At 70.0% G+C, this 26,503-nt stretch carries 24 protein-coding genes, 1 tRNA gene and 2 pseudogenes; 11 read left to right on the top strand and 16 right to left on the bottom strand.

All coding sequences use genetic code 11. The annotated features are described in order from the left end of the window. Positions 1-54: 54 nt before the first annotated feature. The 4 genes from ACWDSL_RS16865 to ACWDSL_RS16850 form a co-directional block, all read right to left on the bottom strand. On the bottom strand, positions 55-1,446 hold the full coding sequence (locus ACWDSL_RS16865) for an OFA family MFS transporter (RefSeq protein ID WP_450486015.1): 1,392 nt from the start codon (positions 1,444-1,446) through the stop codon (positions 55-57). 75 nt (positions 1,447-1,521) lie between these two features. Then, positions 1,522-3,681: an acetate--CoA ligase family protein gene (locus ACWDSL_RS16860; RefSeq protein WP_450486013.1), complete on the bottom strand. Its 2,160-nt coding sequence runs from the start codon at positions 3,679-3,681 to the stop codon at positions 1,522-1,524. A gap of 2 nt (positions 3,682-3,683) precedes the next feature. After that, positions 3,684-4,913 carry a formyl-CoA transferase gene (gene frc, locus ACWDSL_RS16855; protein WP_450486011.1) on the bottom strand — a complete coding sequence of 410 codons (1,230 nt, stop codon included), beginning with the start codon at positions 4,911-4,913 and terminating at the stop codon, positions 3,684-3,686. Between the two features lie 13 nt (positions 4,914-4,926). Beyond that, on the bottom strand, positions 4,927-6,609 hold the full coding sequence (locus tag ACWDSL_RS16850; protein ID WP_450486009.1) for a thiamine pyrophosphate-binding protein: 1,683 nt from the start codon (positions 6,607-6,609) through the stop codon (positions 4,927-4,929). Between the two features lie 175 nt (positions 6,610-6,784). Between ACWDSL_RS16850 and sucC the strand changes: the two genes are divergently transcribed. The 4 genes from sucC to ACWDSL_RS16830 all read left to right on the top strand — a co-directional run bounded on the left by sucC (position 6,785) and on the right by ACWDSL_RS16830 (position 10,652). Continuing rightward, the gene (gene sucC, locus ACWDSL_RS16845; protein WP_450486007.1) at positions 6,785-7,912 is read left to right on the top strand and encodes an ADP-forming succinate--CoA ligase subunit beta; all 1,128 of its coding nucleotides are present in this window, start codon (positions 6,785-6,787) and stop codon (positions 7,910-7,912) included. A 27-nt stretch (positions 7,913-7,939) separates the two neighbouring features. Next, positions 7,940-8,851, top strand: coding sequence for a succinate--CoA ligase subunit alpha (sucD, locus tag ACWDSL_RS16840; RefSeq protein ID WP_450486005.1), 912 nt, complete (start codon positions 7,940-7,942; stop codon positions 8,849-8,851). 5 nt (positions 8,852-8,856) lie between these two features. After that, positions 8,857-10,401, top strand: coding sequence for an aldehyde dehydrogenase family protein (locus ACWDSL_RS16835; RefSeq protein WP_450486003.1), 1,545 nt, complete (start codon positions 8,857-8,859; stop codon positions 10,399-10,401). Positions 10,402-10,567: 166 nt separating this feature from the next. Beyond that, a tRNA-Leu gene (locus ACWDSL_RS16830) sits at positions 10,568-10,652 on the top strand. On the opposite strand, the gene ACWDSL_RS16825 is transcribed toward ACWDSL_RS16830, so the two are convergent. Beyond that, positions 10,634-11,059 carry a hypothetical protein gene (locus ACWDSL_RS16825; RefSeq protein ID WP_450486001.1) on the bottom strand — a complete coding sequence of 142 codons (426 nt, stop codon included), beginning with the start codon at positions 11,057-11,059 and terminating at the stop codon, positions 10,634-10,636. The two genes, ACWDSL_RS16830 and ACWDSL_RS16825, sit on opposite strands and share 19 nt — an antisense overlap. A 77-nt stretch (positions 11,060-11,136) precedes the next feature. Here ACWDSL_RS16825 and ACWDSL_RS16820 point away from each other — a divergent pair, with 77 nt between their 5' ends. Continuing rightward, positions 11,137-11,304: a hypothetical protein gene (locus tag ACWDSL_RS16820; RefSeq protein ID WP_450485999.1), complete on the top strand. Its 168-nt coding sequence runs from the start codon at positions 11,137-11,139 to the stop codon at positions 11,302-11,304. Between the two features lie 198 nt (positions 11,305-11,502). On the opposite strand, the pseudogene ACWDSL_RS16815 reads toward ACWDSL_RS16820, so the two are convergent. From ACWDSL_RS16815 to lgt, 3 genes and pseudogenes are all read right to left on the bottom strand, one after another. After that, a pseudogene (locus tag ACWDSL_RS16815) lies at positions 11,503-11,652 on the bottom strand (signal peptidase II); the annotation flags it as partial. Positions 11,653-11,760: 108 nt separating this feature from the next. Continuing rightward, positions 11,761-11,997, bottom strand: coding sequence for a hypothetical protein (locus ACWDSL_RS16810; protein ID WP_450485997.1), 237 nt, complete (start codon positions 11,995-11,997; stop codon positions 11,761-11,763). Next, a complete protein-coding gene (gene lgt / locus ACWDSL_RS16805; RefSeq protein ID WP_450485995.1) occupies positions 11,994-12,857 on the bottom strand; it encodes a prolipoprotein diacylglyceryl transferase in 864 nt (287 codons plus the stop codon). Before lgt ends, ACWDSL_RS16810 begins: the two co-directional genes overlap by 4 nt. Before the next feature lie 446 nt (positions 12,858-13,303). Here lgt and ACWDSL_RS16800 point away from each other — a divergent pair, with 446 nt between their 5' ends. After that, positions 13,304-13,675: a BlaI/MecI/CopY family transcriptional regulator gene (locus ACWDSL_RS16800; protein WP_450486017.1), complete on the top strand. Its 372-nt coding sequence runs from the start codon at positions 13,304-13,306 to the stop codon at positions 13,673-13,675. Positions 13,676-13,924: 249 nt separating this feature from the next. Here the strand turns inward: ACWDSL_RS16800 and ACWDSL_RS16795 are convergent, their stop codons facing one another. Further along, positions 13,925-16,483 (bottom strand): heavy metal translocating P-type ATPase, encoded by a 2,559-nt coding sequence (locus ACWDSL_RS16795; RefSeq protein WP_450485993.1) that lies wholly within the window; start codon positions 16,481-16,483, stop codon positions 13,925-13,927. Positions 16,484-16,753: 270 nt separating this feature from the next. Here ACWDSL_RS16795 and ACWDSL_RS16790 point away from each other — a divergent pair, with 270 nt between their 5' ends. After that, a complete protein-coding gene (locus tag ACWDSL_RS16790) occupies positions 16,754-18,196 on the top strand; it encodes a hypothetical protein (RefSeq protein WP_450485991.1) in 1,443 nt (480 codons plus the stop codon). A 157-nt stretch (positions 18,197-18,353) separates the two neighbouring features. Here ACWDSL_RS16790 and ACWDSL_RS16785 read toward each other — a convergent pair whose 3' ends face one another. The 4 genes from ACWDSL_RS16785 to ACWDSL_RS16770 form a co-directional block, all read right to left on the bottom strand. After that, positions 18,354-18,620 carry a L,D-transpeptidase family protein gene (locus tag ACWDSL_RS16785; protein WP_450485989.1) on the bottom strand — a complete coding sequence of 89 codons (267 nt, stop codon included), beginning with the start codon at positions 18,618-18,620 and terminating at the stop codon, positions 18,354-18,356. Between the two features lie 87 nt (positions 18,621-18,707). Beyond that, positions 18,708-19,625 carry a M56 family metallopeptidase gene (locus ACWDSL_RS16780; RefSeq protein ID WP_450485987.1) on the bottom strand — a complete coding sequence of 306 codons (918 nt, stop codon included), beginning with the start codon at positions 19,623-19,625 and terminating at the stop codon, positions 18,708-18,710. Further along, complete coding sequence (locus ACWDSL_RS16775) at positions 19,622-19,990, bottom strand: BlaI/MecI/CopY family transcriptional regulator (RefSeq protein WP_450485985.1); 369 nt, start codon at positions 19,988-19,990, stop codon at positions 19,622-19,624. The genes ACWDSL_RS16780 and ACWDSL_RS16775 overlap by 4 nt, the downstream gene beginning before the upstream one ends. Further along, a complete protein-coding gene (locus tag ACWDSL_RS16770; RefSeq protein WP_450485983.1) occupies positions 19,974-20,537 on the bottom strand; it encodes a hypothetical protein in 564 nt (187 codons plus the stop codon). The genes ACWDSL_RS16775 and ACWDSL_RS16770 overlap by 17 nt, the downstream gene beginning before the upstream one ends. A gap of 219 nt (positions 20,538-20,756) precedes the next feature. Between ACWDSL_RS16770 and ACWDSL_RS16765 the strand changes: the two genes are divergently transcribed. The 3 genes from ACWDSL_RS16765 (at position 20,757) to ACWDSL_RS16755 (ending at position 22,918) form a co-directional block, all read left to right on the top strand. Continuing rightward, positions 20,757-21,185, top strand: coding sequence for a DUF6153 family protein (locus tag ACWDSL_RS16765; RefSeq protein WP_450485981.1), 429 nt, complete (start codon positions 20,757-20,759; stop codon positions 21,183-21,185). 94 nt (positions 21,186-21,279) lie between these two features. Beyond that, a complete protein-coding gene (locus ACWDSL_RS16760) occupies positions 21,280-21,936 on the top strand; it encodes a DUF305 domain-containing protein (RefSeq protein ID WP_450485979.1) in 657 nt (218 codons plus the stop codon). Between the two features lie 133 nt (positions 21,937-22,069). Further along, positions 22,070-22,918, top strand: coding sequence for a F510_1955 family glycosylhydrolase (locus ACWDSL_RS16755; RefSeq protein WP_450485977.1), 849 nt, complete (start codon positions 22,070-22,072; stop codon positions 22,916-22,918). Between the two features lie 33 nt (positions 22,919-22,951). Here ACWDSL_RS16755 and ACWDSL_RS16750 read toward each other — a convergent pair whose 3' ends face one another. Further along, complete coding sequence (locus ACWDSL_RS16750) at positions 22,952-23,356, bottom strand: MerR family transcriptional regulator (protein WP_450485975.1); 405 nt, start codon at positions 23,354-23,356, stop codon at positions 22,952-22,954. Here ACWDSL_RS16750 and ACWDSL_RS16745 point away from each other — a divergent pair. Beyond that, positions 23,349-24,209 carry a methyltransferase domain-containing protein gene (locus ACWDSL_RS16745; protein ID WP_450485973.1) on the top strand — a complete coding sequence of 287 codons (861 nt, stop codon included), beginning with the start codon at positions 23,349-23,351 and terminating at the stop codon, positions 24,207-24,209. The two genes, ACWDSL_RS16750 and ACWDSL_RS16745, sit on opposite strands and share 8 nt — an antisense overlap. Before the next feature lie 159 nt (positions 24,210-24,368). Here ACWDSL_RS16745 and ACWDSL_RS16740 read toward each other — a convergent pair. Continuing rightward, positions 24,369-24,662, bottom strand: a pseudogene (locus tag ACWDSL_RS16740) (hypothetical protein); the annotation flags it as partial. Beyond that, positions 24,629-26,035, bottom strand: a complete 1,407-nt coding sequence (locus ACWDSL_RS16735) for a M23 family metallopeptidase (RefSeq protein ID WP_450485971.1) — start codon at positions 26,033-26,035, stop codon at positions 24,629-24,631. The gene ACWDSL_RS16735 and the pseudogene ACWDSL_RS16740, both read right to left, overlap by 34 nt. Positions 26,036-26,503 lie beyond the last annotated feature (468 nt).

The following is a 26,503-nucleotide window of genomic DNA, read 5'->3' as shown; positions in this document are numbered from 1 at the left end:
CACGCCCGTGGTGCAGGCGTGCCGCCGTCCCGCGTTTCCGCCACCGTACGAGGCTCAGACCGCCTCCCGGCTGATCGGCTGCGGGTTGGGTGCGATGTCCCGGACCCGTGGCCGGCCCGGCTGGCGCAGCAGCAGGGCGACCGCGGCCGCCACCATGGAGATGCCGCCGGCCAGCGCGTACGCCCCGTCGTACCCCCAGTCGTCGACCACCATGGAGCCGAGGCCGCCACCGAACAGCCCGCTGACCAGCTTTCCGCTGTACACCAGGCCGTAGTTGGTGGCGTTGTAGTTCTCGCCGAAGTAGTCCGGGGTCAGGGCGGCGAACATCGGGTAGAAGGCGCCGCCGCCGAAGCCGGAGAGGAAGGCGAAGACGAGGAACAGCGCCTCGTTGTGCAGGTTTCCGGCCCAAATCACCCCGAACTGAGCGAGCCCCAGGACCACGATCACGAACACCAGGGTGTTCTTGCGCCCCCAGATGTCCGACAGCCAGCCCACGACCCCGCGCCCCACGCCGTTGATGACGGACATGACGCCCATCGACGAGGCCGCGACCAGCGGGCCGAAGCCCACGTCCTTGGCGTAGTCGACCTGGAAGGAGATGCCGAAGATGGACACCCCGGCCGTCATCACCAGCGACAGCCACATCAGGGGCAGCATGCCCGTCCTGATGGCCTCCTTGGGGGTGTACTGCCGCACCGCGGGCGGGTTCTTGGCCAGGCTCGCCGCGGTCTTGGCGTTGCCGCTGAAGCGGATCGGGTCGATGTGCGCGGGCCACCAGTTCTTGGGCGGGTCCTTGAAGAACCAGGCGCAGACCGCCACCACGATCAGCACATAGACACCGATGAGGTCGAGCACCTCGTTGTAGTTCCCGGTGTCGAACCAGTAGTTGAAGATGAAGATGAACGGCAGTGCGCCGTACGCGAAGCCGCCGTTGACGAACCCGGTCTTCGCGCCGCGCCGCTCCGGGAACCACTTGCCCACCATATTGATGCAGGTGGCGTAGACGAGCCCGGAGCCGAGCCCCCCGACGACGCCGAAGCCGAAGATCGCTGCGGCAACGTTGTCGAGGTGGGAGAGGGCGAAGAAGCCGACCAGACACAGCGCCGACCCGGTGAACATCGCCCTGCGGGCGGTCAGTATCCCCCTCTCCCGCATCCAGCCGGCCGGGAAGGCGATCCCGGCCTGGAAGAACACCCACACGCTCAGGATCCAGAAGGTGTTGCTCTGGCTCCAGCCGTGTGCTTCGGAGAGCGTGTCCTCGGCCGATCCGTACGCGTACTCGGACACGCTGATGGCCATCATCGCGATCCACGGTAGATAGACCATCAACTTCCGGCTGTGGCCGAGAATGTCGCGGTCCGTCTCGCCGATGCGGTAGACGCGCCCCTTGCCGTCCTGCACTTCGCGGAATGGCACGGTCCCATCCCGGTGTTGCTCTGTGCTCATGACGTCCCCTTGGCTTCGAAGGAACTGGCCAGCGCCCCCTGTCCAAACTCTTCGTGCTCGGGAGAACGGTGCGCTTTACGTGGGCAACCCCGTGGGCAACCCCGTGAGCAGCCCCGCCGACCGGGCCCAGCGGTATTTCGCGCCCAGGACGGCCACCGGCTTCTCGGTGGTGTAGGGGTAGGCGACCACGCCGTGCTCGAAGAGATACTGGCTCGCCTCCTCGACCTCGGTGTCGCCCGCGAGGGAGGCCACCACGGGCTTGTGGATCCCGCGCGCCCGGAACTCCTCGACGACCCGCGCCGTGAGCTCGGCGAACACCATGGGCGGGGTGACGATGGTGTGCCAGTAGCCGAGGACGAGCGCGTGGATGCGCGGGTCCTCCAGGCCCAGCCGGATGGTGGCCTCGTAGGTGGCCGGCGGCTCGCCGCCGGTGATGTCGACCGGGTTGCCGGCCGCGCCGAAGGGCGGGATGAAGCGGCGGAAGGCCGCGTCGAGGTCCGGCGGGATCTCCATCAGCGACAGCCCGTTGTCGACGATGGCGTCGGACAGCAGCACCCCCGAGCCCCCGGCCCCGGTGATGATGACGACGTTGTCACCCTGTGGCGTGGGCAGCACGGGCAGCGCCCGCGCGTACTCCAGCATCTCGTTCAGGCCCGGGGCGCGGATCACCCCGGCCTGCCGCAGGATGTCGTCGTAGACCGCGTCGTCCCCGGCCAGCGCCCCGGTGTGGGAGCCCGCGGCCTTGGCGCCCGCCGCCGTACGGCCCGCCTTGAGCACCACGACCGGCTTCTTCGGCACGGTGGCGCGCGCGGCCTCGACGAAGGCGCGGCCGTCCTTGAGGTCTTCCAGGTGCATGGCGATGCACTGGGTGTTGGGGTCCTCGGCGAAGTAGGTGAGCAGGTCGTCCTCGTCCACGTCCGACTTGTTGCCGAGGCCGACGATCGCCGACACGCCGGTACGGGTGGTGCGGGCGAAGCCGAGGATGGCCATCCCGATGCCACCGGACTGCGAGGTGAGCGCCACCGGCCCCTTGACGTCGTACGGGGTGCAGAACGTGGCGCACAGGTCCTGCCAGGTGGAGTAGTAGCCGTAGATGTTCGGCCCCAGCAGTCGGACCCCGTGCTCCTCGGCGATCGCCACGATTCGCTCCTGCAGCTCGTGTTCGCCGGTCTCGGCGAAGCCGGAGGGGATGAGGACGGCGTTGGGGATGCCCTTGCGGCCGACCTCCTCCAGCGCCGCGGGGACGAACTTGGCGGGGATCGCGAAGACCGCCACATCCACCTCGCCCGGCACATCCGTCACCGACTTGTACGCCTTGCGGCCCAGGATGTCGTCGGACTTGGGGTTCACCGGATGGATCTCGCCGGGGAAGCCACCGTCGATGAGGTTGCGCATCACCGAGTTGCCGATCTTGCCCTGCTCGTTGGAGGCGCCGATCACGGTGACCGAGCGCGGCTGCATCAGCCGCCGCATCGCGGTCAGGATCTCCTCGCGCGAGTAGCGGCGCCGCTCGGCGGGCGGCGTGTCGCTGAGCAGGATCCGTACGTCGGCGGCCAGCACCCCGCTCGCGGAGGCGAACACCGGATTCAGATCCACCTCCGCCACTTCGGGAAAATCGGCGGCCAGCCGGGAGACCCGGACCACCAGGTCGGCCAGCGCCTCCCGGTCGACCGCCGCCCCGCCGCGTACGCCGCGCAGCACCCCGGCGGCCCGGATGGAGTCCAGCATCGACAGCGCGTCGTCGCTGCTCGCCGGGGCCAGCCGGAAGGTGATGTCCTTCAACACCTCCACCAGCACCCCGCCGAGGCCGAACGCGACGACCTTGCCGAAGGTCGGGTCGGTGACCGCGCCGACGATGACCTCCTGGCCGCCCGGCGGCACCATCTGTTGCACCTGCACGCCCTGGATCTGCGCCTTCGGGTCGTACGCGCGGGCGTTGGTCACGATCGTGGTGAACGCGCCGCGCACCTCGGCCGCCGACGTCAGCCCCACCTGGACCCCGCCCGCGTCGGTCTTGTGCAGGATGTCCGGGGAGACGATCTTGAGGGCGACCGGGAAGCCGATCCGGTCGGCGAGCGCCACCGCGTCGTCCGCGCACTCCGCCAGCCCCTCGGCCGGGGTCGGAATCCCGTACGCGTCGGTGATCAGCTTGCCCTCGGGGGCCGTCAGCGCCGTGCGCCCCTCGGCGCGCGCGGCGTCGAGCACGGCCCGTACGGCATCGTTGTCATACGTCACCGTCAGATCACTCCGTTCGCCTTGAGTAGCCGCACTTCCTCGTCGCCGAGGCCCAGCTCCCCGACGTACACCTCTTCGTTGTGCTCGCCCAGCAGCGGCGAGCGCTCGACCTCGACCGGGGAGTCGGAGAGCTTCAGCGGCGAACCGACGGTGGTGAAGGTGCCGCGCTCGGGGTGGTCGACGCGCACCACCATCTCGTTGGCCGCGAGCGACGAGTCCTCGACGATCTCCTTGGTGGACAGGATCGGCCCGCAGGGGATGTTGTGGGCGTTCAGCGCCTCCAGCACCTCCCACTTGGGCAGGGTGGACGACCACTCCTCGATCAGCTGGAACATCTTGGCCAGCTTGGGCAGCCGCGCCTCGGGCGTCGCCCACTCCGGGTCCTCGGCCAGCTCCGGCCGCCCGATCAGCTCCGTGATCGGCTGCCAGCCGACGGGCTGCACGATGACGTACACATAGTCGTTGGGCCCGCCGGGCGCGCATTTGACCGCCCAGCCCGGCTGTCCGCCGCCGCTCGCGTTGCCCGAGCGCGGCACCTCGTCCCCGAAGCTCTCGTTCGGGTACTCCGCGAGCGGGCCGTGCGCCAGCCGCTGCTGATCGCGCAGCTTGACCCGGCACAGATTCAGCACCGCGTGCTGCATGGCCACATTGACGCGCTGGCCGCGCCCGGTGTGGGTGCGCTGGTAGAGCGCGGCCAGGATGCCCGCCACACAGTGCACCCCGGTGCCCGAGTCGCCGATCTGCGCGCCCGTCGCCAGCGGCGGCCCGTCGTCGAACCCGGTCGTGGACATGGACCCGCCCATGGCCTGCGCGACCACCTCGTACGCCTTGAACTTGGTGTACGGGCCGTCGCCGAAGCCCTTGATCGAGGCGTAGACGATCCGCGGGTTGATCTCCTGGATGCGCTCCCAGCTGAAGCCCATGCGGTCCACGGCGCCCGGGCCGAAGTTCTCCACCATGACGTCGCTGCGCCGGATGAGCTCGGTGAGGATCTCCTTGCCGCGCTCGGTCTTGGTGTTGAGGGTGATGCTCCGCTTGTTGCAGTTGAGCATCGTGAAGTAGAGGGAGTCGACGTCCGGGAGGTCGCGCAGCTGCTTGCGCGTGATGTCGCCGGTGACGGACTCCAGCTTGATGACGTCCGCGCCGAGCCAGGCCAGCAGCTGGGTGGCGGAGGGACCGGACTGTACGTGCGTCATGTCGAGGACGCGTACGCCCTCAAGAGCCTTGGTCATCTCCTGACCCCTTTTACTTGTACATCGTCTGGTTCATCGTTCCGGGGGCATACGCGTCCGGGTCGACCCAGACGTTGATCAGCGACGGTTTGCCGGACTCGCGGGCGCGCCGCAGGGCCGGGGCGATGTCCGCCGGGTCCCGGACCTCCTCGCCGTAGCCGCCGAGCATCCGCGCGAACTGGTCGTACGGCACATCGCCGAGGGTGTTGCCGACCCGCTGGCGCTCCTCGCCGTACTTCGCCTTCTGGCCGTAACGGATCTGGTTCATCGAGGAGTTGTTGCCGACGATGCCGACGAAGGGCAGGTTGAAGCGGACCAGCGTCTCGAAGTCCCAGCCGGTGAGGGAGAACGCGCCGTCCCCGAAGAGGGTCACGACCTCCTTGTCGGGGCGCGCCTGCTTGGCGGCCATCACGAACGGCACGCCGACCCCGAGGGTGCCCAGCGGACCGGGGTCCATCCAGTGGCCGGGCGACTTGGGCTGCACCACCTGACCGGAGAAGGTGACGATGTCGCCGCCGTCGCCGATGTAGATCGAGTCCTCGGTGAGGAAGTCGTTGATCTCGCTGACCAGGCGGTACGGATGGATGGGGGAGGCGTCCGAGCGCAGCTGCGGCAGCCGCTTCTCGATCGCGGTCTGCTCGGCGGCGCGCAGCTCGTCCAGCCACTCCTTGCGCCGGTCCGCGCCCCCGTTGAGCCGGCCCGAGGCGGCCTGGGTGACGGCGGACAGGACCAGTCCCGCGTCGCCGACGATGCCGAGGTCGATGTCGCGGTTCTTGCCGACGGTGCGGTAGTCGAGGTCGATCTGGACGACCGTCGCGTCGGGGGAGAGCCGCTTGCCGTAGCCCATCCGGAAGTCGAAGGGGGTGCCGACGATCACGATCAGATCGGCGCCTGCGAAGGCGTAGCGGCGGGAGAGCTGGAAGTGGTGCGGGTCGCCGGGCGGCAGGGTGCCGCGGCCCGCGCCGTTCATGTACGCGGGCACATTCAGCGTCCGTACCAGTTCGATGGCCGCGTCGGTGCCCCGGCAGGTCCACACCTGGCTGCCCAGCAGGATCGCCGGCTTCTCGGCCCGCACCAGCAGGTCTGCCAGCTTCTCGACGGCCTCGGGGTCGCCGGCGCTGCGGGTGGAGGCCCGGTACTTCCCGGCCTCGGGGATACGGGCCTTCGCGGCCGGGACCTTGGCGTCCAGGACATCGCGCGGGATCTCCAGGAAGGACGGGCCGGGGGCGCCGTGGTAGCACTCGCGGAAGGCCATGGACACCATGTCGGCGGCACGGGCGGTGTCCGGGACGGTGGCGGCGAACTTGGTGATCGGCGCCATCATGTCGACGTGCGGGAGGTCTTGGAGGGACCCCATCTTGTGCTGGGTGTGGGCGCCCTGTCCGCCGATGAGCAGCATGGGGGACTCGGCGCGGAAGGCGTTGGCTACGCCGGTGACCGCGTCGGTGGTGCCGGGGCCGGCCGTGACGACGGCGCAGCCGGGTTTGCCGGTGATGCGGGCGTAGCCGTCGGCGGCGTGGGCGGCCACCTGTTCATGGCGTACGTCGATGACATCGATGCCCTCGTCGACGCAGCCGTCGTAGATGTCGATGATGTGGCCGCCGCAGAGCGTGTAGATGACCTCGACGCCCTCGGCTTTGAGCGCCTTGGCGACCAAGTGCCCGCCGGAGATGAGTTCCTGGCTGTCGTCGGGCATGGCGATGCGCGTCCCTTCGTAGGGGGTGGGTGCGGTCTCGCGATAGGTCTTGCAGATTGCATACAGTCGACGTTATGCGGTATGAACATTGTTATCCCGCATCGACTGATCGATGTCCAGGGGGCGTGCGGCAAGGGTTTGACCAAGCGCTGCGACTGGGACCAAAGGAGCGGGCATGGACCTGTTCGAACATCAGGCACGGGAACTCTTCGAGCGCCACGGCGTGTTGGTGCCACGGGCGGAGGTCGCGGACTCGGCGCCCGCGGCCCGCGCGGCGGCCGAGCGGCTGGGCGGCCGAGTCGTCGTCAAGGCGCAGGTGAAGGCGGGGGGACGGGGCAAGGCGGGCGGGGTGAAGCTCGCCGCGGACCCGGCGGCGGCAGAATTGACCGCCCGTCAGATCCTCGGCATGGACATCAAGGGGCACACCGTCCACCGGGTGATGGTCGCCGAACCGGTCGACGTGGAGCGCGAGTTCTACGTCGGCTACGCCCTGGACCGGGCCCGCGGCCGCTTCCTGGCGATCGCCTCCGCCGAGGGCGGCATGGAGATCGAGGAGGTGGCGGCCCGCCGCCCCGAGGCGGTGGCCCGGACCGCGGTGGACCCGGAGGAGGGCGTGACCGAGGCGAAAGCCGCCGAGATCGCGGCGGCGGGCGGGCTGCCGGCCGAGGCGGCATCGATTCTGCGCCGGCTGTGGACCGTGCTGACCGAGCAGGACGCGCTGCTGGTCGAGGTCAACCCGCTCGTGGTGACGCGCGGCGGGGAGATCGTGGCGCTGGACGGCAAGGTGACGCTGGACGACAACGCGAGCTTCCGCAGGACGTACGCGTACCAGGACACCAAGGGCGTCGGTCTGGAGGAGAAGGCGGCGGCCAAGGGACTGAACTACGTCAAGCTGGACGGCCAGGTCGGCGTCATCGGCAACGGCGCGGGCCTGGTCATGTCCACCCTCGACGTGGTCGCCGGCTGCGGCGCCCGCCCCGCCGACTTCCTCGACATCGGCGGCGGCGCCTCGGCCGAGGTGATGGCGGACGGCCTCTCCGTCGTCCTCGGCGACCCCGACGTACGGTCCGTCCTCGTCAACGTCTTCGGCGGGATCACCGCCTGCGACGCGGTGGCCGAGGGCATCGTCCGCGCCCTGGACACCGTAACCCTCACCAAACCGCTGGTCGTCCGGCTCGACGGCAACAGCGCGGCGCGCGGCCGGGCGATCCTCGCCGGGCGTGCCCATCCGCTCGTACACCAGGCGGACACCATGGACGGCGCCGCGGCGCGGGCCGCCGAACTCGCGGCAGTCGCGGGCTAAGGGCTAAGGCTAAGGGGGCTTACGCTCATGGCAATCTTCCTCACCAAGGACAGCAAGGTCATCGTCCAGGGCATGACCGGCGCGGAGGGCATGAAGCACACCCGCCGGATGCTCGCGGCCGGCACCGACATCGTCGGCGGGGTCAACCCGCGCAAGGCCGGGGTCCAGGTCGACATCGACGGCCGTACGGTGCCGGTCTTCGGCTCCGTAGCCGAGGCGGTGGACGCCACCGGCGCCGATGTGACGGTCCTCTTCGTCCCGCCGCCGTTCGCCAAGGCCGCGGTCATCGAGGCGGCCGACGCCGGGATCCCGCTCGCCGTCGTGATCACCGAGGGCATCCCGGTGCACGACGCGGTCGCCTTCCAGGCCTACGCCCGGGCCCGCGCCACCCGGATCATCGGCCCGAACTGCCCGGGGCTGATCTCCCCGGGCCAGTCCAACGCGGGCATCATCCCCTCCGACATCACCAAACCGGGCCGGATCGGCCTGGTGTCCAAGTCGGGCACGCTGACGTACCAGCTGATGTACGAACTGCGGGACATCGGCTTCTCGTCGTGCGTGGGCATCGGCGGCGACCCGGTGATCGGCACCACCCATATCGACGCCCTGGCCGCGTTCGAGGCCGACCCCGACACCGACCTGATCGTGATGATCGGCGAGATAGGCGGCGACGCGGAGGAGCGGGCGGCGCGCTTCATCGCCGAGCGGGTGACCAAGCCGGTGGTCGGCTACATAGCGGGCTTCACGGCCCCCGAGGGCAAGACCATGGGCCACGCCGGGGCCATCGTGTCCGGCTCCTCGGGCACCGCCCGGGCCAAGAAGGAGGCGCTGGAGGCGGCCGGCGTACGGGTCGGGGCCACGCCGACGGAGACGGCCGAGCTGGTGTTCGCCCTTCTGGCGGACGCCGGTGATGTGCGCCGGGTCGGCCAGGGAAGGTGATGAGGATGGCAGCCACCCTCACCCATAAACCCGGCACCGCCTGGGCCGACGCCTGGCAGCGCAGCCTGGCCGCCGCGCCCGAGGCGTTCCGGGACGACCGTGTCCTCAACCTGTGGGACGGCCGCTGGCACGCCGACGGCCACCCCCTCCCCGCCGTCACCCCGGTCGACGGCACCCCCATCGCCGGCCCGCCCCGCCTGGACGCGGCCACCGCCCGCCAGGCCGTACGCGCCTCCCTCGACCAGCACCGCGCCTGGCGCCATATCGCCCTCCCCGAGCGCCGCGCCCGCGTCGCCGCCACCCTCGACGCCCTCGCCGCCCACCGCGAACTGCTCGCACTCCTCCTGGTCTGGGAGATCGGCAAGCCCTGGCGGCTCGCCCAGGCCGACGTGGACCGGGCCATCGACGGCGTCCGCTGGTACGCCGACGAGATCGACCGCATGCTGGAGCGCCGCTCCCCGCTCCCCGGCCCGGTCTCCAACATCGCCAGCTGGAACTACCCGATGAGCGTCCTCGGCCACGCCATGCTGGTCCAGGCCCTCGCGGGCAACGCCGTGATCGCCAAGACCCCCACCGACGGCGGCCTCGCCTGCCTCACCCTCGCCGCCGCCCTCGCCGCCCGCGAGGGCGTCCCCATCACCCTGGTCAGCGGCAGCGGCGGCGAACTCTCCGAGGCCCTGGTCCGCTCGCCCGAGATCGGCTGCGTCTCCTTCGTCGGCGGCCGCGACACCGGCGCCCGCGTCGCCACCGCCGTCGCCGACCTCGGCAAACGCCACATCCTCGAACAGGAGGGCCTCAACGCCTGGGGCATCTGGAACTTCACCGGCTGGGACGAGCTCGGCCCCCAGATCCGCAAGACCTTCGACTACGCCAAGCAGCGCTGCACCGCCTACCCCCGCTTCGTCGTCCAGCGCTCCTCCTTCGACGCCTTCCTGGCCGTCTACCTCCCCGCCGTACGCGCCATCCGCCTCGGCCACCCCCTCGCCGTGGAGCACCCGGCCGACCCCCTCCCCGACCTCGACTTCGGCCCCCTGATCAACGCCGCCAAGGCCAAGGAGCTCGACGACCAGGTCGCCGAGGCCATCGACCGCGGCGCCGTCCCCCTCCACCGCGGCGACCTCGCCGACGGCCACTTCCTCCCCGACCAGGACCGCTCCGCCTACCTGGCCCCGGTCACCCTCCTCAACCCGCCCCCGTCCTCCCCCCTCCACCACGCCGAGCCCTTCGGCCCCGTCGACACCCTCGTCCTGGTCGACACCGAGGCCGAACTGCTGGCCGCCATGAACGCCAGCAACGGCGCCCTCGTCGCCACCCTCTCCTGCGACGACCCCGCCACCTACCAGCGTCTCGCCCCCCAGATCCGCGCCTTCAAAACCGGCCACGGCAAGCCCCGCTCCCGCGGCGACCGCGACGAGCTCTTCGGCGGCTTCGGCGCCTCCTGGCGCGGCGCCTTCGTCGGCGGCGACCTCCTCGTCCACGCCGTCACCGAAGGCCCCGACCCCGACCGCACCCCCGGCAACTTCCCCGACTACCACCTGATGCCCGCCTGACGCCGCCTGGCACCGCCCGACCACCCACCGTGACCCTCAACCCGGCCCCGGACCGCGTCACCGCAGGTCGGCGCGGCCCGGGGCCGGTCCCTTACGCAGGTGAAACGCACTCCAAAACCTTGGTATCGTTGTCCCTGTCGCCGCGGGGAACCGCGCAGCACACCTGGTCCGGGTGGCGGAATGGCAGACGCGCTAGCTTGAGGTGCTAGTGCCCTTTATCGGGCGTGGGGGTTCAAGTCCCCCCTCGGACACGTACTGATAGCCCACGGGTTTCGCGGGAGTGCTGGTCGAGTCTCATCTCGGCCAGCACTTTGTGTTTCCCGGAGTCGTACGTGAGCCGCAGCCCGAGCTGCCGGTAGACCTCGGCCTTGTCCGGGGGTTCGGCCTGCCGTACCACGGCAGCCGGATCCTTGATCGAGCGGACGAGGCGCGCGATCTCATCGCGGGACAGCCGCGTCCCCGCCCCCGTCGATGACGCGCGGAGTTCGGCGTCGGCTCTGGCCCGGCGGGCCTGGGTCTCGGTGATCCACTGGGTGACGACGGCAGGGTCGGCGCCTGCAGCGCGCAGCAGGCCCTTGGCTTCGTACACCCGCATCGCCTTGGGAGTCAGGCCCGCGGCCCGGGCGGCCTGCCCGATGGTCAGTTGCTGTCGCGTCATGTCGCGCCTCCTCCCTCCAAGTGTTGACCCGGCCCCAGGGGCCGGGTTCCAGCGTCGAGGCGTACGGATGGAATGCGATGAGAGAGGTGATGGCCATGCCGTTCCGTGCGGATGAGGTCTTCCGCCGCCCGGACGCGGACTGCGGGTGCGAGCTGACCGTGGGGGCGGCTCCGCCCGCCCGCACCGGTCGGCACGACGCCCCGACCTGCTACTGCGGCAAGCCCATGGTCAAGAAGTCTGAATAGCGCGGAAGCCGGGGAGCCTGGCCCTGCCACGCCGAACGAGCCCCAGTGGTGTCGCCCTCGTGCCACCGGGGCTCAAGGCCGTCCGATGCCCGCTCACGCCGAGCCGAGGTGTCCTGCGCGTTGGCCGACTCGCCAAGAGAGGGCCACGAGCAGCAGACCACCGCAAACGATGAACCTGTCGGCGAGGTTGAAGGTGGGTCACCAGCCCGAGTGCAGGTGGTCGGTGACCTGCCCGTCGGCGGCCCGGTCGACGAAATTGGCGACCGCGCCGCCCAGGATCGCGGCGAGCGCGATGCCCCATAGGTGGCGGCGTACCGTCGGCGCGGTGCGCCACAGGGCGACTGCGACGGAGGTGGTGACTAGCCCGGTTGGTGCTCGCCACCGAGCGGCCTGTTGGGGCGTGCTCGTCGGCCTGCGGCCGTGTGCCTGTCTGCGACGGGAGAAGCCCGTAGGCCGCTACGACCTGGCGTCCATCACTCCGGCTCTCCACAGACCCACGGCGGCTCCTGCGATGCCGCCGATCAGATAGAAGGCAGAGTGCCCGCCAGGTAGGGCTTCCAGACTGCTGAACTCCTCAATCCAGTTCACCACGACGACCATCAGGCTGAGCGAGAACAGGGACCAGCCGAAGGCCCTGGACACCAGCGAGCGTGTGTGCACCCGACTGATTTTGATCTTGTTGGTCTTCGTCATGCCGTGCTCGCCTTCTTCTGCGCGAGGGAGGTCGGGGAATCGGTGTCGGTCAAGGCCTCCCGGCCGGGCCGGAGGCGAGCCGAGATCACGAGGTAAACGACGGCGCCGGCGAACACCACGATCGAGGTCCAGTCGTTCAGGCGCAGGCCGAGGAATCGGCGAGCCTCGTCAACGCGCAGATATTCGACCCAGAAGCGGCCTGCGGTATACGCGGTGGCGTAGAGGGCGAAGGCCCGGCCGTGGCCGAGCTTGAAGCGGCGGTCGGCCCACAGGACCAGGACTGCCACACCGACGTCCCACAGTGACTCGTAGAGGAAGGTCGGGTGGTAGGTGGCCACGTCCGGGCTGCTCACCGGCCGGTTGCCGGGATCGATCTTCAAACCCCAGGGGAGGGTGGTCGCCCGGCCGTACAGCTCCTGGTTGAACCAGTTCCCCCAGCGGCCGATGGCCTGAGCCAGCGCGATGCAGGGGGCGATCACGTCGGCGAAGACAGGGAGGGGGACACCGTGTCGGCGGCAGCCGATCCAGGCTCCCAGGGCACCGAGAGCGATGGCGCCCCAGATCCCGAGGCCGCCCTGCCAGACGTACAGGGCGCGGATCGGTTCGCCGCCTTTCCCGAAGTATGCGTCCGGGCTGGTGATCACGTGGTAAAGGCGGCCGCCGACGAGGCCGAACGGCACTGCCCAGATGGCGATGTCGCCGACGGCGTGCTTGCCGCCGCCCCGCGCCACCCAGCGTCGCGAGCCGAGCCACACCGCCACGAAGACGCCGATGATGATGCAGAAGGCGTAGGCCCTCAGAGGGAGAGGGCCCAGGTGGATCACGCCGGTGGGCGGGCTGGGCAGGTAAGCGAACTCCATGCCCGCAGTATAGGCAGAGAGAGCTAAGTAGATTAGTAAATTGTGCACCATGATCGCGCCATGTTGTCCGTGATTCCACACGTCAGAGGGGTATCACGTTGATCACCGGGGCGCAGGTACCCGCCCATCTGGAGCGGTGATCGACTAACGCCATTAGTGGATGACGGCACGCTCCGAGCGATGCGTGCCTGGCCCGCAGCGCGCGACTCGGCGCCGGTCGGAAGCGTCGAGGCGACAACCGACGTTGCCATCGAGACGACCAGGGGCACTATTCACCGCGACGTTGGGGAGGCTGCCTCGTCGGTGATGTGGAGCAGACCCGCTACGCCGCCGCGGTCCCGGCAAACGTGCCTGCGCCGCTTGCAGCCTGCGGCGGGCGTTTTCTCCGGCCAACAGCCGCCGCCATCTACTATGAACCCGCGTACTGCGTCGGAAAGGAAGCGGCCATGAGGTGGTTGGGGGAGCTGGAGGCGGAGATCATGGACCGCCTGTGGAGATGGAAGCGCCCGGCAACGGTGCGCGAGGTCGTCGACGACATCAACGAGACCCGGTCCGTCGCGTACACCACCGTCATGACTGTGGCCAACATCCTCCACAACAAGGGCTGGCTCCGCCGCGAGGAGAAGGAAGGTCGTGCCTGGCTGTACGAGGCCGTCTACAGTCGCGAGCAGTACTCTGCGGCCCTGATGGAGGATGCGCTCGGCGCGAGCGAAGACCGGCGGACGGCCTTGGCGCACTTCGTCGAGCAGATGACCTCCGCGGAGGTCAGCGCCCTTCGTGCGGTGCTGCGGGCCGCGAAAGGGCGAGCTGAGGAGTGACCGTCGTCGCCGCGCTCATCGGGTACGCGGCCGCGTGTCGGCGTCCTCACCCGGCGCCCCTCGGCGTCGATGAGCGCAGCGGCCGTGATCGTGCCGCTGTTGCCCTTCGTGGTCGGCTGCGCCGCGAATGCGCCGGATGGCCCCGGACACCCTCACCAGCGTGGTCGCTGTGCCGGCATCGCCATCGACCACCGCCCGCCCTCGGTGGCACGGCGCAGGCGACGGCATTACGGCACCGAGCGTCGCGGGTCAGGCGGCGCGGCGACCGGTGTCAGGGTCTGCGCTCCCGCGGGTGTCGAGGGCGGCCGGGGTACCGGGGGACTGGTCGGCGGGCGCCGGTGCCGCGCCGGGCAGCCGTAGACCTTTGAGTGCGAGGGCGTTGACGGCGACGATGATGCTGGAGCCGGACATGGACAGCGCGGCGATCTCCGGCCGCAGTACCAGGCCGATGGCAGGCTCGAAGACGCCTGCGGCGATGGGCAGGGCGACGGCGTTGTAGCCGATGGCCCAGCCGAGGTTCTGCCGCATCCTGCGCAGGGTGCCGCGGCCGATACGCAGCGCCGAAGGCACGTCGAGGGGGTCGGAGCGCATCAGGACGAGGCCGGCGGTCTCGATGGCGACATCGGTGCCGGCGCCGATGGCGATGCCGAGGTCGGCCTGGGCGAGGGCCGGGGCGTCGTTGACGCCGTCTCCGACCATGGCGACCTTGCGACCATCCCGTTGCAGCTCGGCCACCTTGGCCGCCTTGTCCTGGGGCAGTACCTCGGCGATGACGGTGTCGATGCCCAGACGGTCCGCGATCCGTTCGGCGGTGGCCTGGTTGTCTCCGGTGAGCATGACCACTTCGACGCCGAGGGCGTGCAGTTCGGCCACGGCGGCGGCCGAGGTCTCCCGTGGTGCGTCGGCGATGCCGAACAGGCCCGCCGCTCGGCCGTCGACGGTGGCGATGACCACGGTGCGCCCGGTGTCGGCCAGTTCCTCGCGCCGGGCGGCCAGTGGCCCGAGCTCGGCACCTTCGCGCATCGCCAGTCTGCGGTTGCCGACCGCGACCCGGTGGCCGTCGACGACGGCGGTCGCACCGTGGCCGGGGATGTTCTCGAAGTGTCCGGCGCTCGTCACGTCCACGGCCTGCGCCTCGGCGCGGCGTACGACGGCTTCGGCCAGCGGGTGTTCGGACTCGCGCTCGACCGCCGCGACGAGCCGCAGGAGTTCTCCCTCGTCCATGCCCGGTGTCGTGACCACATCGGTCACCTCCGGTTCGCCCTTGGTCAGAGTGCCGGTCTTGTCCATGACCACGGTCTGGATCCCGGCCGACGACTCCAACGCGATGGCGTTCTTGAACAGCACACCGCGCCGGGCTCCCAGCCCGGTGCCCACCATGATGGCCATGGGGGTGGCCAGGCCCAGGGCGTCCGGGCAGGTGATGACCACGACGGTGATGGCGAACAGCATCGCGGTGCCAAGCGAGCGGTCCGTGGCCAGCAGCCAGACGGCCAGCGTCGTGGCGCCGCCGATCAGGGCGACGAAGACCAGCCAGAATGCCGCGCGGTCCGCCAGCCGTTGCCCGGGAGCTTTGGAGTTCTGGGCTTCCTGAACGAGTTTGACGATCTGAGCCAGCGCGGTGTCGGAGCCGACCTTGGTGGCACGCACGCGGAGCGTACCGTTGGCGTTGATGGTCGCGCCGACGACCTGCGAGCCCGGGGCTTTGTGCACAGGAAGGCTCTCCCCGGTGACCATCGACTCGTCGACCTCGCTCTCCCCCTCCTCCACGGTCCCGTCCACGGCGATCTTGGCTCCGGGACGGACCAGCAGCAGGTCCCCGACCGCGACCTCGGCGGTGGGCACCTCGACCGGCTCACCGTCGCGTATGACGAGTGCCTTGGGCGGGGCGAGGTCGAGCAGGGTGCGGATGGCGTCGTTGGCGCCGCCGCGGGCGCGCATCTCGAACCAGTGGCCGAGCAGCACGAACGAGGCCAGCACGGTTGCCGCCTCGTAAAAGACGTCGCCGCCCCCGGTGAGCGTGATGATCAGCGAGTACAGCCAGCCGGAGCCGACGGCGACCGCGACCAGCACCATCATGTCCAGGGTGCGGGCACGCAGGGCCCGTACGGCGCCGTCGAAGAAGATCGAGCACGAGTAGAAGATCACCGGCAGGCTCAGCAACAGCGCCCACACGTCCTGGCGCAGCCCGAACGGGACCGGCGCGTCGATCCCGAACACGTCCTCGCCGATCGGCGACCAGATCACGATCGGGATCGAGAAGAGCAGCGCCACCAGGAAGCGGTTGCGCATGTCGGCCACCATCGCCGCCATCGACATGGCCTCGTGCCCGCCGTGCCCCATCAGCTCATGCGGCGACGGCGTCCCCTCGGCCTCGGCGGGAGCCTCGGGCGGCATGTGCTCGGCGTGCTCCGTCGGCACGGCCGGAGCTGCTACTCCCGTGCCGTGGCCCTCGTCAGCCGCGTGCCGGTCCTCGGTGTCCGCGCCGGCCGGGTCCGGCTCCGCCATCGGGTCGCAGACATGCGAGGGTACGGACTGCCCCGCGCAGTGGTAGCCGCATTCCTCCACCCAGCGGCGCAGCTCCGCCAGCGACGTACGCCGTGGGTCGAAGACCACCGTCGCCGACTCCGCGACCGGGTTGACCTCGACCTCGAGTACGCCGGGACGCCTCCCCAGCACGGCGGCGACCGTGCTCTGTTGCGATGCCCAGACCAGCCCGCGAACATCCAGAACCGCTGTACTGCGCTCTTTGCGAGGGCTCTGGCGATGCTGAGTGTGGGGATCAGGGGCATCGGCGTGATGCTGCATGACCCTCCTCCTTCGACGCGTAAAACCGGGGTGGCCGACGCCGTACGGCAGTGGTGTCCATCAGCGCATCGGATCGGTAACCCACATCGACATCGTGATCGCGACAAGAGCGAGCAGCAAGAGTTCGGCCACCCCGAGGGCACCATCCGGTGCCGAACGGGGAACGCCCCCCCGTCCCGCGTCGCCGCGTGGGTGAGGGGTGACGGCGGGGCCGCCTTGGCCGCGCACAACGACTCGCAATATACCCCCTAGGGGTATAGAGTCCGCCTGTTGCCTATCACGACAGCAGAGGCGGGCGGGGGCATGGGCAAACTTCTGGCGGCTGCGACGAGCGGCTTGCTGGCGCTGTTCAGCATGTACTGGGACGACTCTCTGCACACCGATGTGGGCCGGGACACCTTCTGGAGCCCGCCCCATGTGCTGCTCTATGGCTCTCTTACGGTCACCCTCGCCGCAGTCGCGTGGTGGGGGTGGCCGCGGGTCCGCCGCCAGGGCCTGCGCGGTGCGGCGACGGACCCGCTTCTTAGGTGGGTCGCAGCGTCCGGGGCCTCCCTTGCGATCGCGGCGCCGGCGGACGCCGCCTGGCACACTGCGTTCGGCCCGGACTCCGTCCTGTGGAGTCCGCCCCACCTGCTGGCCATCGTCGCGACCTTCGCCCTGACCGTCACCCTGCTGCGGGCCATCGCCGAACAGCGCGGCGGCTTCGCCCCTGTCCTGGGCGGCGCGCTTCTGCTCGGTGCCGCACTGGCCCCGGTCATGGAGTACGAGTCCGACGTCCCACAGTTCTCGACCGTCTGGTTCCTGCCCGCAGTCAGCACGGGCCTGACTCTGGCCCTCGTGCTGCTGCGCCGCTTCGACGGACGCACCTGGGCAGCCACCCGAGCGGCCCTGCTGCTCACCGCCGTACGCCTCCTCACCGTCGCCGTCCTGGCCGGGCTCGGCCACTCCACGCCCATCGTCCCGCCGGTCCTCGCCGTGGCGGTCGTGGCCGATCTGGTCCACCGGTGGCGTACGTCTCTGTGGTGGCTGCCCGCCGCGGTGCCGCTGGCCGTTCACGTGGCCTACGTACCCCTGCTCCCCGTCATGCCGCACGGTTCCGTCGTGACCGCCCATCAGATCGCCCCGTCGTTGGCCGTTGCCGTCGTCGGCTCGGCGCTGGCCGTCCTCGCAGCCGAGGGCGTACCGCGCAACTGGTACCGCGGTGTTCAGGTGGCTGGCATGGTGTCGGCACTGCTGCTCCTGCCGTTGCTGTCCGCGACGACCGTCCTGGCCCACGACCCGGGGCAGGGCACCGCGGCGGGCACCGCGCAGTGGCGGGGCTTCGTCCGCGGACACTCCATCGAGGTCAGGCTCACGACCACGAACAGGGCACTCACTCCGGACTCCCTTGTTGCCCGGCGCGCCGGCGACAAGCTCACAGGTCGTCTCATGGCGGGCCCCGCCGGCACCTATCGAGGCAGCATCGCCGTGCACACCTCCGGCCGTTGGTTCGTGTATGCGACGTTCCGCGACGAGCGGGAGCGGCGCGCAGAAACCTGGATCCCCGTGGAGCGGGACACGAAGCGGGACATCCGAGCAAGCCGACCCCTCTACCTGCCGCCGACGCTGACCTACGGAGCGGGCAGGGTTGCCGCCACCACGGCGCTGTACGGGCTGGCGGCTGTGATCCTTGTCGCCGTGGCGAGGGCCGGTCGGTCGCGGCTTCCCAACTGACGGAGCAGGACTGCCCCCAGCAGCAGGAACAGCTCGGGGATACGCTCACGGCGGAGCGCGGCTCGATGCCGACACCAGCCCCGCGCAGGGCCGTATACGCGCCGCCGCGTCGCTGTGAGTCCGCCGGGACGCCTGCGGCCCGCGCATGGCTCAGCGGCTATTTCAGGGCGCTGCCGTCCTGCCAGGTGGCCCAGTCGACGTAGCCGTTGTTGACGGCGACGGTGTCCTCGGAGTCGACGACAGTGACGGGATTACCGAAGTGGACGCGGTCGTGGAACCACTTGGCGTCCTCGGTGCTCATGCTGATACAGCCATGGCTGCCGTTGATCTTGCCGAAGATGCCGACGGTCGCGGAGTTTATCCGGATCTTGGGGTCGTACGGCACGACGGCATGAACAACCAAGCGCGGGGCCCGCCCGGCCATCCTGGCGGGCGGGCTCCCGGTGAGTGGTCGCAAGGAGGATGTCCGGCGCCGGCTGGTCACCGGCGCCGGACCCGCACAGTCGGCCAGTCAGCCGACGGCGGGCCCGCAGGCGACGAGCAGCGGCAGCACCGGAGCCGCGACGGCAGCGAAGACGACCCCGAGCCACGTCATGCGGTGCGGCCTGACCTGCGGGGTGAGGATCCGGCGCAGCCGGATCAGCGCACCGGGCCCGCCCGCGCCGAAGGCCGCCTTCGGCGCCCGCCCGGCAGCGACCTCGCACATCGCGGAAGCCAGCACCTCCCGGGAGTGGGAGCGCAGCGCCCGGTCATCCGCGATCATCTCCAGTAGCAGCGCGGTCTGTTCCCTGGCGTGCCGGGCGAGCGGCAGCCCGGGAAAGGCGCGCTCGAACGCTTCCGCCGCCGCGTGGAAGAGGTGATGCCGACCCGCGATATGAGCTCGTTCGTGCTCGAGCACCGCACGGAGCTGCTCTGCGGAAAGAACGTCGAGCGCACCGCGTGTCACGACGATCCGCCGAGAGCGGCCGGGCAGACAGTAGACGCTCGGGGTGTCGTGATCCACGATCGTGGCGCCGTACTCGGGGGCGGGGCGGCCGACCAGGGTGAGCATGTCGAGATGGCGGCGCTGGACCCGGCGGGCGCGCCAGGCCGTACGCAGAAACCAGCCGATGGGGAGCAGTACGACGAAGACCGGGGCCAGCAGGAGGGCCGCTTCGGCCGTGGTCGGCGCCGAACCGTCCGCCGCGGCGCCCGGGAGCACCCCGCAGGCGCCGAGCAGTCCGATGAGCCCGTTGTGCACATGCTGTTCGGACAGGATCAGGTGGTAGACCGCCAGTGCGGTGGTCACCGTGAACGTCACCATCAGCCCCTGCCAGGCCAGGACCGCCAGGCCCGGGGCGCGGTGCGCCCACGGTGCCCGGGCCAGCGCGCGCGCTGCCACGGCACCGACCAGGACGGCGTATCCAGCGAGTGCCAGGGCCGTGATCACGTATGGTTCCTCCGCTTCGTCGCACGCAGCGCCGAGCGTAGGGCATCCGCTTCGTCCGCCGAGATCTGTTCGACGAAACTGACGAGAGCGCCGGCGCGATCAGGGCTGCCGGCGAGCGCCTCCTGCATGAGCGCCGCGGTGTACTGCTGGCGGGTGCAGGTGGGCTCGTAGACCCAGGCCCGCCCCTCCTTCTCCCGTCGGAGCATGCCCTTGCGGTGGAGGATGTCGGCGACGGTCTTGACCGTGCTGTACGCGAGGGGGCGCTCCTTGCTGATGTCGATCAGGACATCGCGCGCGGTCGCCGGGCGCCCCCAGGCCCACAGGCGGTTCATGATCTCCGCCTCGAGCTCACCCAGTGGCCGCACGATCGTTCCCTCCGTCTCTCGTGCCCGAATGTCCCGGCGTCAACGTGAGTTCAACGTAGTCATCGGGCCTGGCCGACCGGCCGACCGGGGGCACGGGACACGCCTCCGCGGTGCGCAGGCGTCGCACCAGCGCATGGGTCAACAGGGCAAGCGAGGCGAGGGCCAGCAGGGGCTGGGTCGGTGCCCAGTACGACAGTGCCCCGCTGACGCCGAGGGCGAGCACCACCAGCTTGTTGCAGATGGGGCAGCCGACGGCGAACGCGGAGAGGGTCCCGGCGATCAGGGCCCGCGCGGTGCGGGGTTCGGCCGTCCGGATTCGGTTCCCCGCCGCGCCTCCCCGTGCGGTCCGGCCGTTCACGAAGGTGGCGACCAGCAGCCCTTCGAGGACGGAGCTGACGGCCCCCGCCGGGTAGTTCCACCAGAGCACGGGGGTCATCCGCGTATAGAACGGCGTGGGCACAACCCCGGTCGGCACACCGATCGCGATGCCCGCGAGGAGAGCCACCGCCGCCGCTACGGACCATTGCCGTAGTGTCCATGTCCCCATACCCACCTCCCACTGAATCCAATACCGCGAATCAGCTTAGTAGAATCCCGGAGTGGGACACACTGGCCCAGGCGGGAGACAGACCGCCGGGTGTGCTGAGGTTGCGACATTGAACGGCATCGGCTGCCGCGCCGTATAGCGGTGTGCTTCGTTTATGGTCGATACGGACGGAGGTACGGCGGAACCGTGAGAGTGCGCGGGCGCATAGCGGCAGGGAGCGTGGCAGCACGTCTCCTGCTTGTCGTGATGGCCGCACTCGGCGTGCTCGTGATGCACACCGTGGGTCACCCCGCTGACTCCGGCCCCGAGACGACTGTCACGGCGCACGCTGCTGACACGCGGGCGACCGGCGAACCAGGCGCCGCGACGGGCATGAGCATGCCCCGGGCCTTGGGCGACCCCGGGCATGACTCCGCGTCCGCCGATGTCGCCGTCCCACCGCACGAGCCGGGTATGGCCATGAACATGGCCTCGCTGTGTCTGGCCGTGCTCGGCACGTGGGGGCTGTTCTCCCTGCTGCGAGCCGCCCTCGCCAGTCGCCGCGAGTGGCTCGCGCACCTCATGGGCAGGGTTCTCATGGCCCTGCGGCCCAACGCCCCGCCACCGCGCCCCCCTGACCTCGCGCACCTGTCGGTTCTGCGGATCTAGGCCGTCCTCTCTGCGCGGGCGAGCCCATGAAGGGCGCCCGCGGCGACGCCTTACGCATCCACTCGCAGAACCGACAGACACGAGGTAACAGAACATGAACGCCTTCAAGCGTGCCGCTCACCGCCCCCTGCACCGCCGCCTCGCCGTGGCGGGAGCCGTCGCCGCTGGGTCCCTGCTGCTCGCCGCATGCGGGAACGACATGGCCGGTATGGATCACGGCAGCGGCAATTCCGCCGCGTCGCAGAAGGCCACCACGTCGCCCGCCAAGGGCGCGTTCAACGACGCGGACGTGACCTTCGTCCAGTCCATGATCGTGCACCATGAGCAGGCGCTGGAGATGTCGAAGCCGGCCGACGGCCGGGCGTCCGACCAGGAGATCAAGACCCTGGCCACGGCGATCGAAAAGGCCCAGGACCCGGAGATCAAGACGATGCGGTCCTGGCTCAAGTCCTGGGGTAGGCCGGAGTCGGGCTCGAGCATGCCGGGCATGGACCACGGCGACATGGCGGGCGGTGAGATGCCCGGGATGATGTCCGAGCAGGACATGAAGGACCTCACGGCCGCCAAGGGCACGGACTTCGACCGCACGTTCGCGGAGATGATGATCGAGCACCACAACGGCGCGATCGACATGGCGAAGGACGAGCAGAAGAACGGCCGCAACGCCGCGGCCAAGAAACTCGCCGACGATGTCGTGAAGAACCAGTCCACTGAGGTCAAGCAGATGAAGGGCATCCTCGACCGGCTCTGATCCCCCTGCGCCCATGCCGTTCCGGGCCTTCCGGCTGAAGGCCCGGAACGGCCGCGTACGACACTCCCACCGCATGGCGCGGCGCGACCCGCGTGCGGCCGTGGCGACCAGCACCGGACAAGAAATGAGAAAAATGCGGAAGTGGCTCCTCGCCGCGACAGCGGCGCTCGCTCTGGGATTGGGCGCCTGCTCCTCCGGCGGCGACACCTCGGATTCATCCCAGTCGGCGGTGAGCCATGTCCATGGGCTCGGTACCGACCCCGCAGACGGGCGGCTCTACGTCGCCACGCACGAAGGGATCTTCACTCCGGGGCGCGGCAAGGAGGCCCAGCGGGTCGGCGACAGCAAGGACGACTTCATGGGCTTCACCGTGGCCAAGGCGAAGACGTTCCTGGCCAGCGGCCACCCCGCCCCGGGTACCGACGCACCCGCGAACCGCGGCCTGATCGAGAGCGCCGACTCCGGGAAGAGCTGGAAGACGCGTTCCCTCGCCGGAAAGGTGGACTTCCACGCCCTCGACTACGCGGGCGGCACGATCTACGGCCTCGACAGCACCAACGGCCTGCTGCGCGTCAGCAAGGACGGAGTCTCCTGGGACGACCGGGCACGCCTGGATGCGCTGGACATCGCGGTCAACCCCGACGATGCGAACACCGTGCTGGCGACCACCGCGGACGGTGTCGCCAAGAGCACCGACGGCGGCAAGACTTTCAAGGCCGGACTGCGGTCGGTGATGGCCTACGTGTCCTGGGCGCAGGACGGCGCGCTGTACGGGATCGACACGTCGGGCGGGCTCCACCGCAGCACCGACGGCGCGTCCACGTGGAAGAAGACCGCCGCGGTTCCCGGTGGCCAGCCGCAGGCCCTGACCGCCGTCGACACCCAACGGGTTCTCGCGGCCACCCAGAACGGCATCTACGAGTCCAAGGACGGTGGCAAGACCTTCACCAAGCGTCTCGACGTGTCAGGCGGCAGCCACTGATTCAGGCACGCCGGCCGTCGCACCTGTCCGTCGCTACACCGGGACGTGCGGGGGCGCGTCGAGGCCGATGCGGTCGGCGATCAGCTGCTGGAAGTGCGGGCACGTCGTGAAGTCCTCGTGGTCGCAGTCGAGCGCACACTGCATCAGGTCAAGAGCGGCCTGAGCCTCGGCTATGTGTCGCCGGAGCGCGTCGCGCTCGCGCAGCAGGGTGGCCCGCCGTGCGGCGGGGCCCGAGGCCGTCATCATGTCGCGGATGGCGTCGAGGCCCAGTCCGGCTTCCTTGGCGCGCAGGATCACCGCGACGCGTACGAAGTGGTCGTGGGTGTAGCGGCGGCGACCGCCGCGGTCCCGGTGTGGCTGCAGCAGGCCCATGGATTCCCAGTGCCGCAGGACGTGCGTGGCCAGGCCGAATCGCTCGGCGAGGGATCCGATGGGCACCGTCTCGCGTTCATCGCTTGACTTCATGTCGGCATTAAGTCGCAGCCTGCTTCGTATGGTCAACAACGAGGCAACGACACAGGTCGTCGACAGCCGGAGTGGAACGGAGGAGCTGATCGCGCTCCTCGACGTGGTCGACGAGGTACCCGGTGCAGTGCAACTGAGGCAGCGGTCATATGAATTGCTCGGCGTGGTTCCCGGGAAGGCCGTGGTGGATGTCGGCTGCGGTGCAGGACGGGCTGTCGGGGAGCTGGCCCAACTGCGGGCTCGAGCCATCGGATTCGATACCGACGAGACGATGGTCGCCGCGGCGCGCGGACGCTGGCCTGCCGCGGACTTCCGTATCGCCGACGCCTACGACCTGCCGATCGGCGACGGGGAGGCTGACGGATATCGAGCCGAGAAGATGTACCACGAGCTGGAAGACCCGGCACGGGCGATCGACGAGGCGAAACGTGTCCTCGCCCCGGGCGGGCGGGCCGTTCTGATCGGTCAGGACTGGGACATGCTCGTCATCGACGCGGAGGACGCCGGGCTCACTCGGGCCATCGTGCAGGCCCGCGCGGACATGGTGCCGGGCCCGCGTACCGCCCGGCGCTACAGAAATCTCCTGCTGGAGGCCGGCTTCCGGGAGGTGGCGGTCGAGGTGCACGCCGGGATCTTCACCGACTCCACAATGCTGCCAATGCTGGTAGGTATCGCGGAGGCAGCGTGCTCCATCGGCGCGATCGAACGGGACAGGGCTGACGCCTGGGTCGCGGAACAGGAGAACCGGGCCGCAAGAGGGCGGCTTTTCCTCGCCGTGCCGATGTTCGTGGCCTCGGCGACCCGGGGCGGCAGCGGCGGGCGATGAGCTTCGCCCTGGGGCGGCGGACGCCGACGTGTCCCTTCCCGGTATGAAGGTGGCATGCCTCAGCGCGGCCGGGCGCGCGGGCCGCGAGGTGGAGGCATCGAGGACCTGCGGCGTGCGCGCGATGTCGAACAGCTGTCGCTGGCGCAGTGGGACGATCGGGGTGGCCACGATCTGGGAGTGCGGATGGGACAGCGACGTGCCGGCGGCCGCGCCGCGGTTGCGGAAGGGCAGCACCAGGCCCGGACGTTTCCTCCGCCGCGCCGCGGAGCGGGCGCGGTAGGCCCGCAGCACCCCGGCCACCGCCGTATCGTCGCCGTCGGGCAGAGCCCAGTCATGATGCGGGGACTCTATGACGAAGCGGTTGCGCACCACGCGTACGGACCAGGTGCCGTCGGGCACGGGTGGGCCGAGCGCCACCGTCAGGTCGGCTCGAGGCCGTGGCTGCGCAGCCATGCCAGCGGGTCGATCGCGTCGCCGCCGCCCGGGTGGACTTCGAGATGCAGGTGTGGTCCAGATGAGTTTCCGGAGCTACCGGCGAAGGCGATCACCTCCCCGGCTTTGACATGGCCGTTCCGGAGCTTGGCGCCGGCGAGGTGGCAGTACCAGGTTTCCGTGCCATCTGGGGCCGTGATGATGACCATGTTTCCGTAGAAGCGATTCCACTTGGCTTCGACCGTGCCGTCGGTCACGGCCATCACCGGAGTGTTCATGGGCACCGGGAAATCGAGTCCGGTGTGTCGGTTGGACCACATGGAACCGGCCGCCCCGAAGAGCTCGCCGACACCTCGCTGGGTGACGGGGAGCGCGAACTTCGGTCGAAGCGCTTCCTTGCGTGCCGCTTCCGCCCTCTTTCGTGCTGCCTCCGCCCTCCTCTGCTCTTGCTCCTTCAGCCGCCGCTGCCTCAGGTCGATGCGCTCCTGCGTGCGGCTGGCCCGGTCGGCGAAGTCCTCCGCATCGCCGGTGAGACCGGCGAGCTGCGAGTCGATCTTGCCGTTGGCGGCCTGTACGTCGACAGCCGGCGGTGTGTCCGGGATGGCTTGCTCGGTCTTCTCGCTCTGGTCGTCGAGGGTGACGGAGGCAGCGGCTATGCCCGCGACGCCCAGGAAGGCGACGGACGGTGCAGCCACGGTCAGCAGCGCGGAACGTCGGTTGGTCCCACGGCGCTTGCGGCTGCGGCTTGGGGCGCGGTGCGATATCGACAGAGCGACAGGGCTGGATTCGGAGGCGTCCGGGTCCTCAGGGGAGCCGGGTGAGCGAGAGGAGTCGAGAGGAACGTCGGCATCGGCGGAGGAGCGCGCGCTCCAAGTCTGTGTGTGCTCCTCGTGGCCGATGTCCGCAACGGCGTAATCGTCGGTATGCCACTGCTCGGCGGGGTCTGCCTCACGGGTCATGCCCCAGTGACAGCTCGGAGCCGACAGGTCGCCAGTGCCAGAACCGGCCCGGGGCGGTACGTCCGGGGCTGACTCAAAGCCGGTGGCGTACGGCGCCGGGGCGCTACTGAAGCCGTAGGTGTCGTATACCTCCTGATAGGTGGGATACGCGCCACATGCGGCCGTCGTGGTGTCGTGTACGTGGAGGCTGTCCTGTCCCATGCCGTAGCTGCCGGTGGCGTGCTGATCCATCCCATACTCGACGGCGTTGTACGCGCCAGCGGCGTAGGCGCAGGGCATCGGGCCGAACAGCGGGTCTTCGTCGCTGTAGGCGGGACTGGGCTCGCCGAAGCTACGGGCCTGGTAGGCGTCGTACCCTGCGTAGCCACCGCTCTGCTCCTCCGCCGTGGAGTGGATCCCGTAGAAGGCATGGGGAGCGTGGTCGGTCAAGGGCATGCCACTCGAGGGGGGACGCTCGTTAACCACTGACTTCTCTTTCGCCTTGGCAGCAGAGCCTCTGTACTAAGCTCCTTAATAGTATCGGTGATCGTCAAGTTGTGTGGCGCCACGTGGACGAGGACGGGCCCGCGGCTGGGCGCATGGCCGGCCTGCGGGTGGAGGAGGGGTGGCGTGGTTCAGCTCGACGCGGTCCCCCGCCGTCTGATGCCCGCGCGCTGCTCCGGCTGACACCCCAGCCCCATCGATCCAGGGGTTCCCGGCCATGACCGCAGCCTGTTCTCTGCTCCGCACAGGCTGACCCTCACCGCTGGCCGGTCTGGTCGCCAACGCCACCGGGGCTGGCCACAGGCCGACCCGACATGGTAATCGTCGAATGGATCTTCCTGGTGGAGAACGCTGCGCTAGCGCCCTGCCAAGGACTCGAACCCGTGGCTACGGCAGGAGCAGCTCGCCCCGCAAGACGGG

The organism is Streptomyces sp. NPDC000941, from assembly GCF_053599555.1.
The sequence above is the reverse complement of the archived record's forward strand: the minus strand, read 5'-3'. Positions and strand labels throughout refer to the sequence as shown.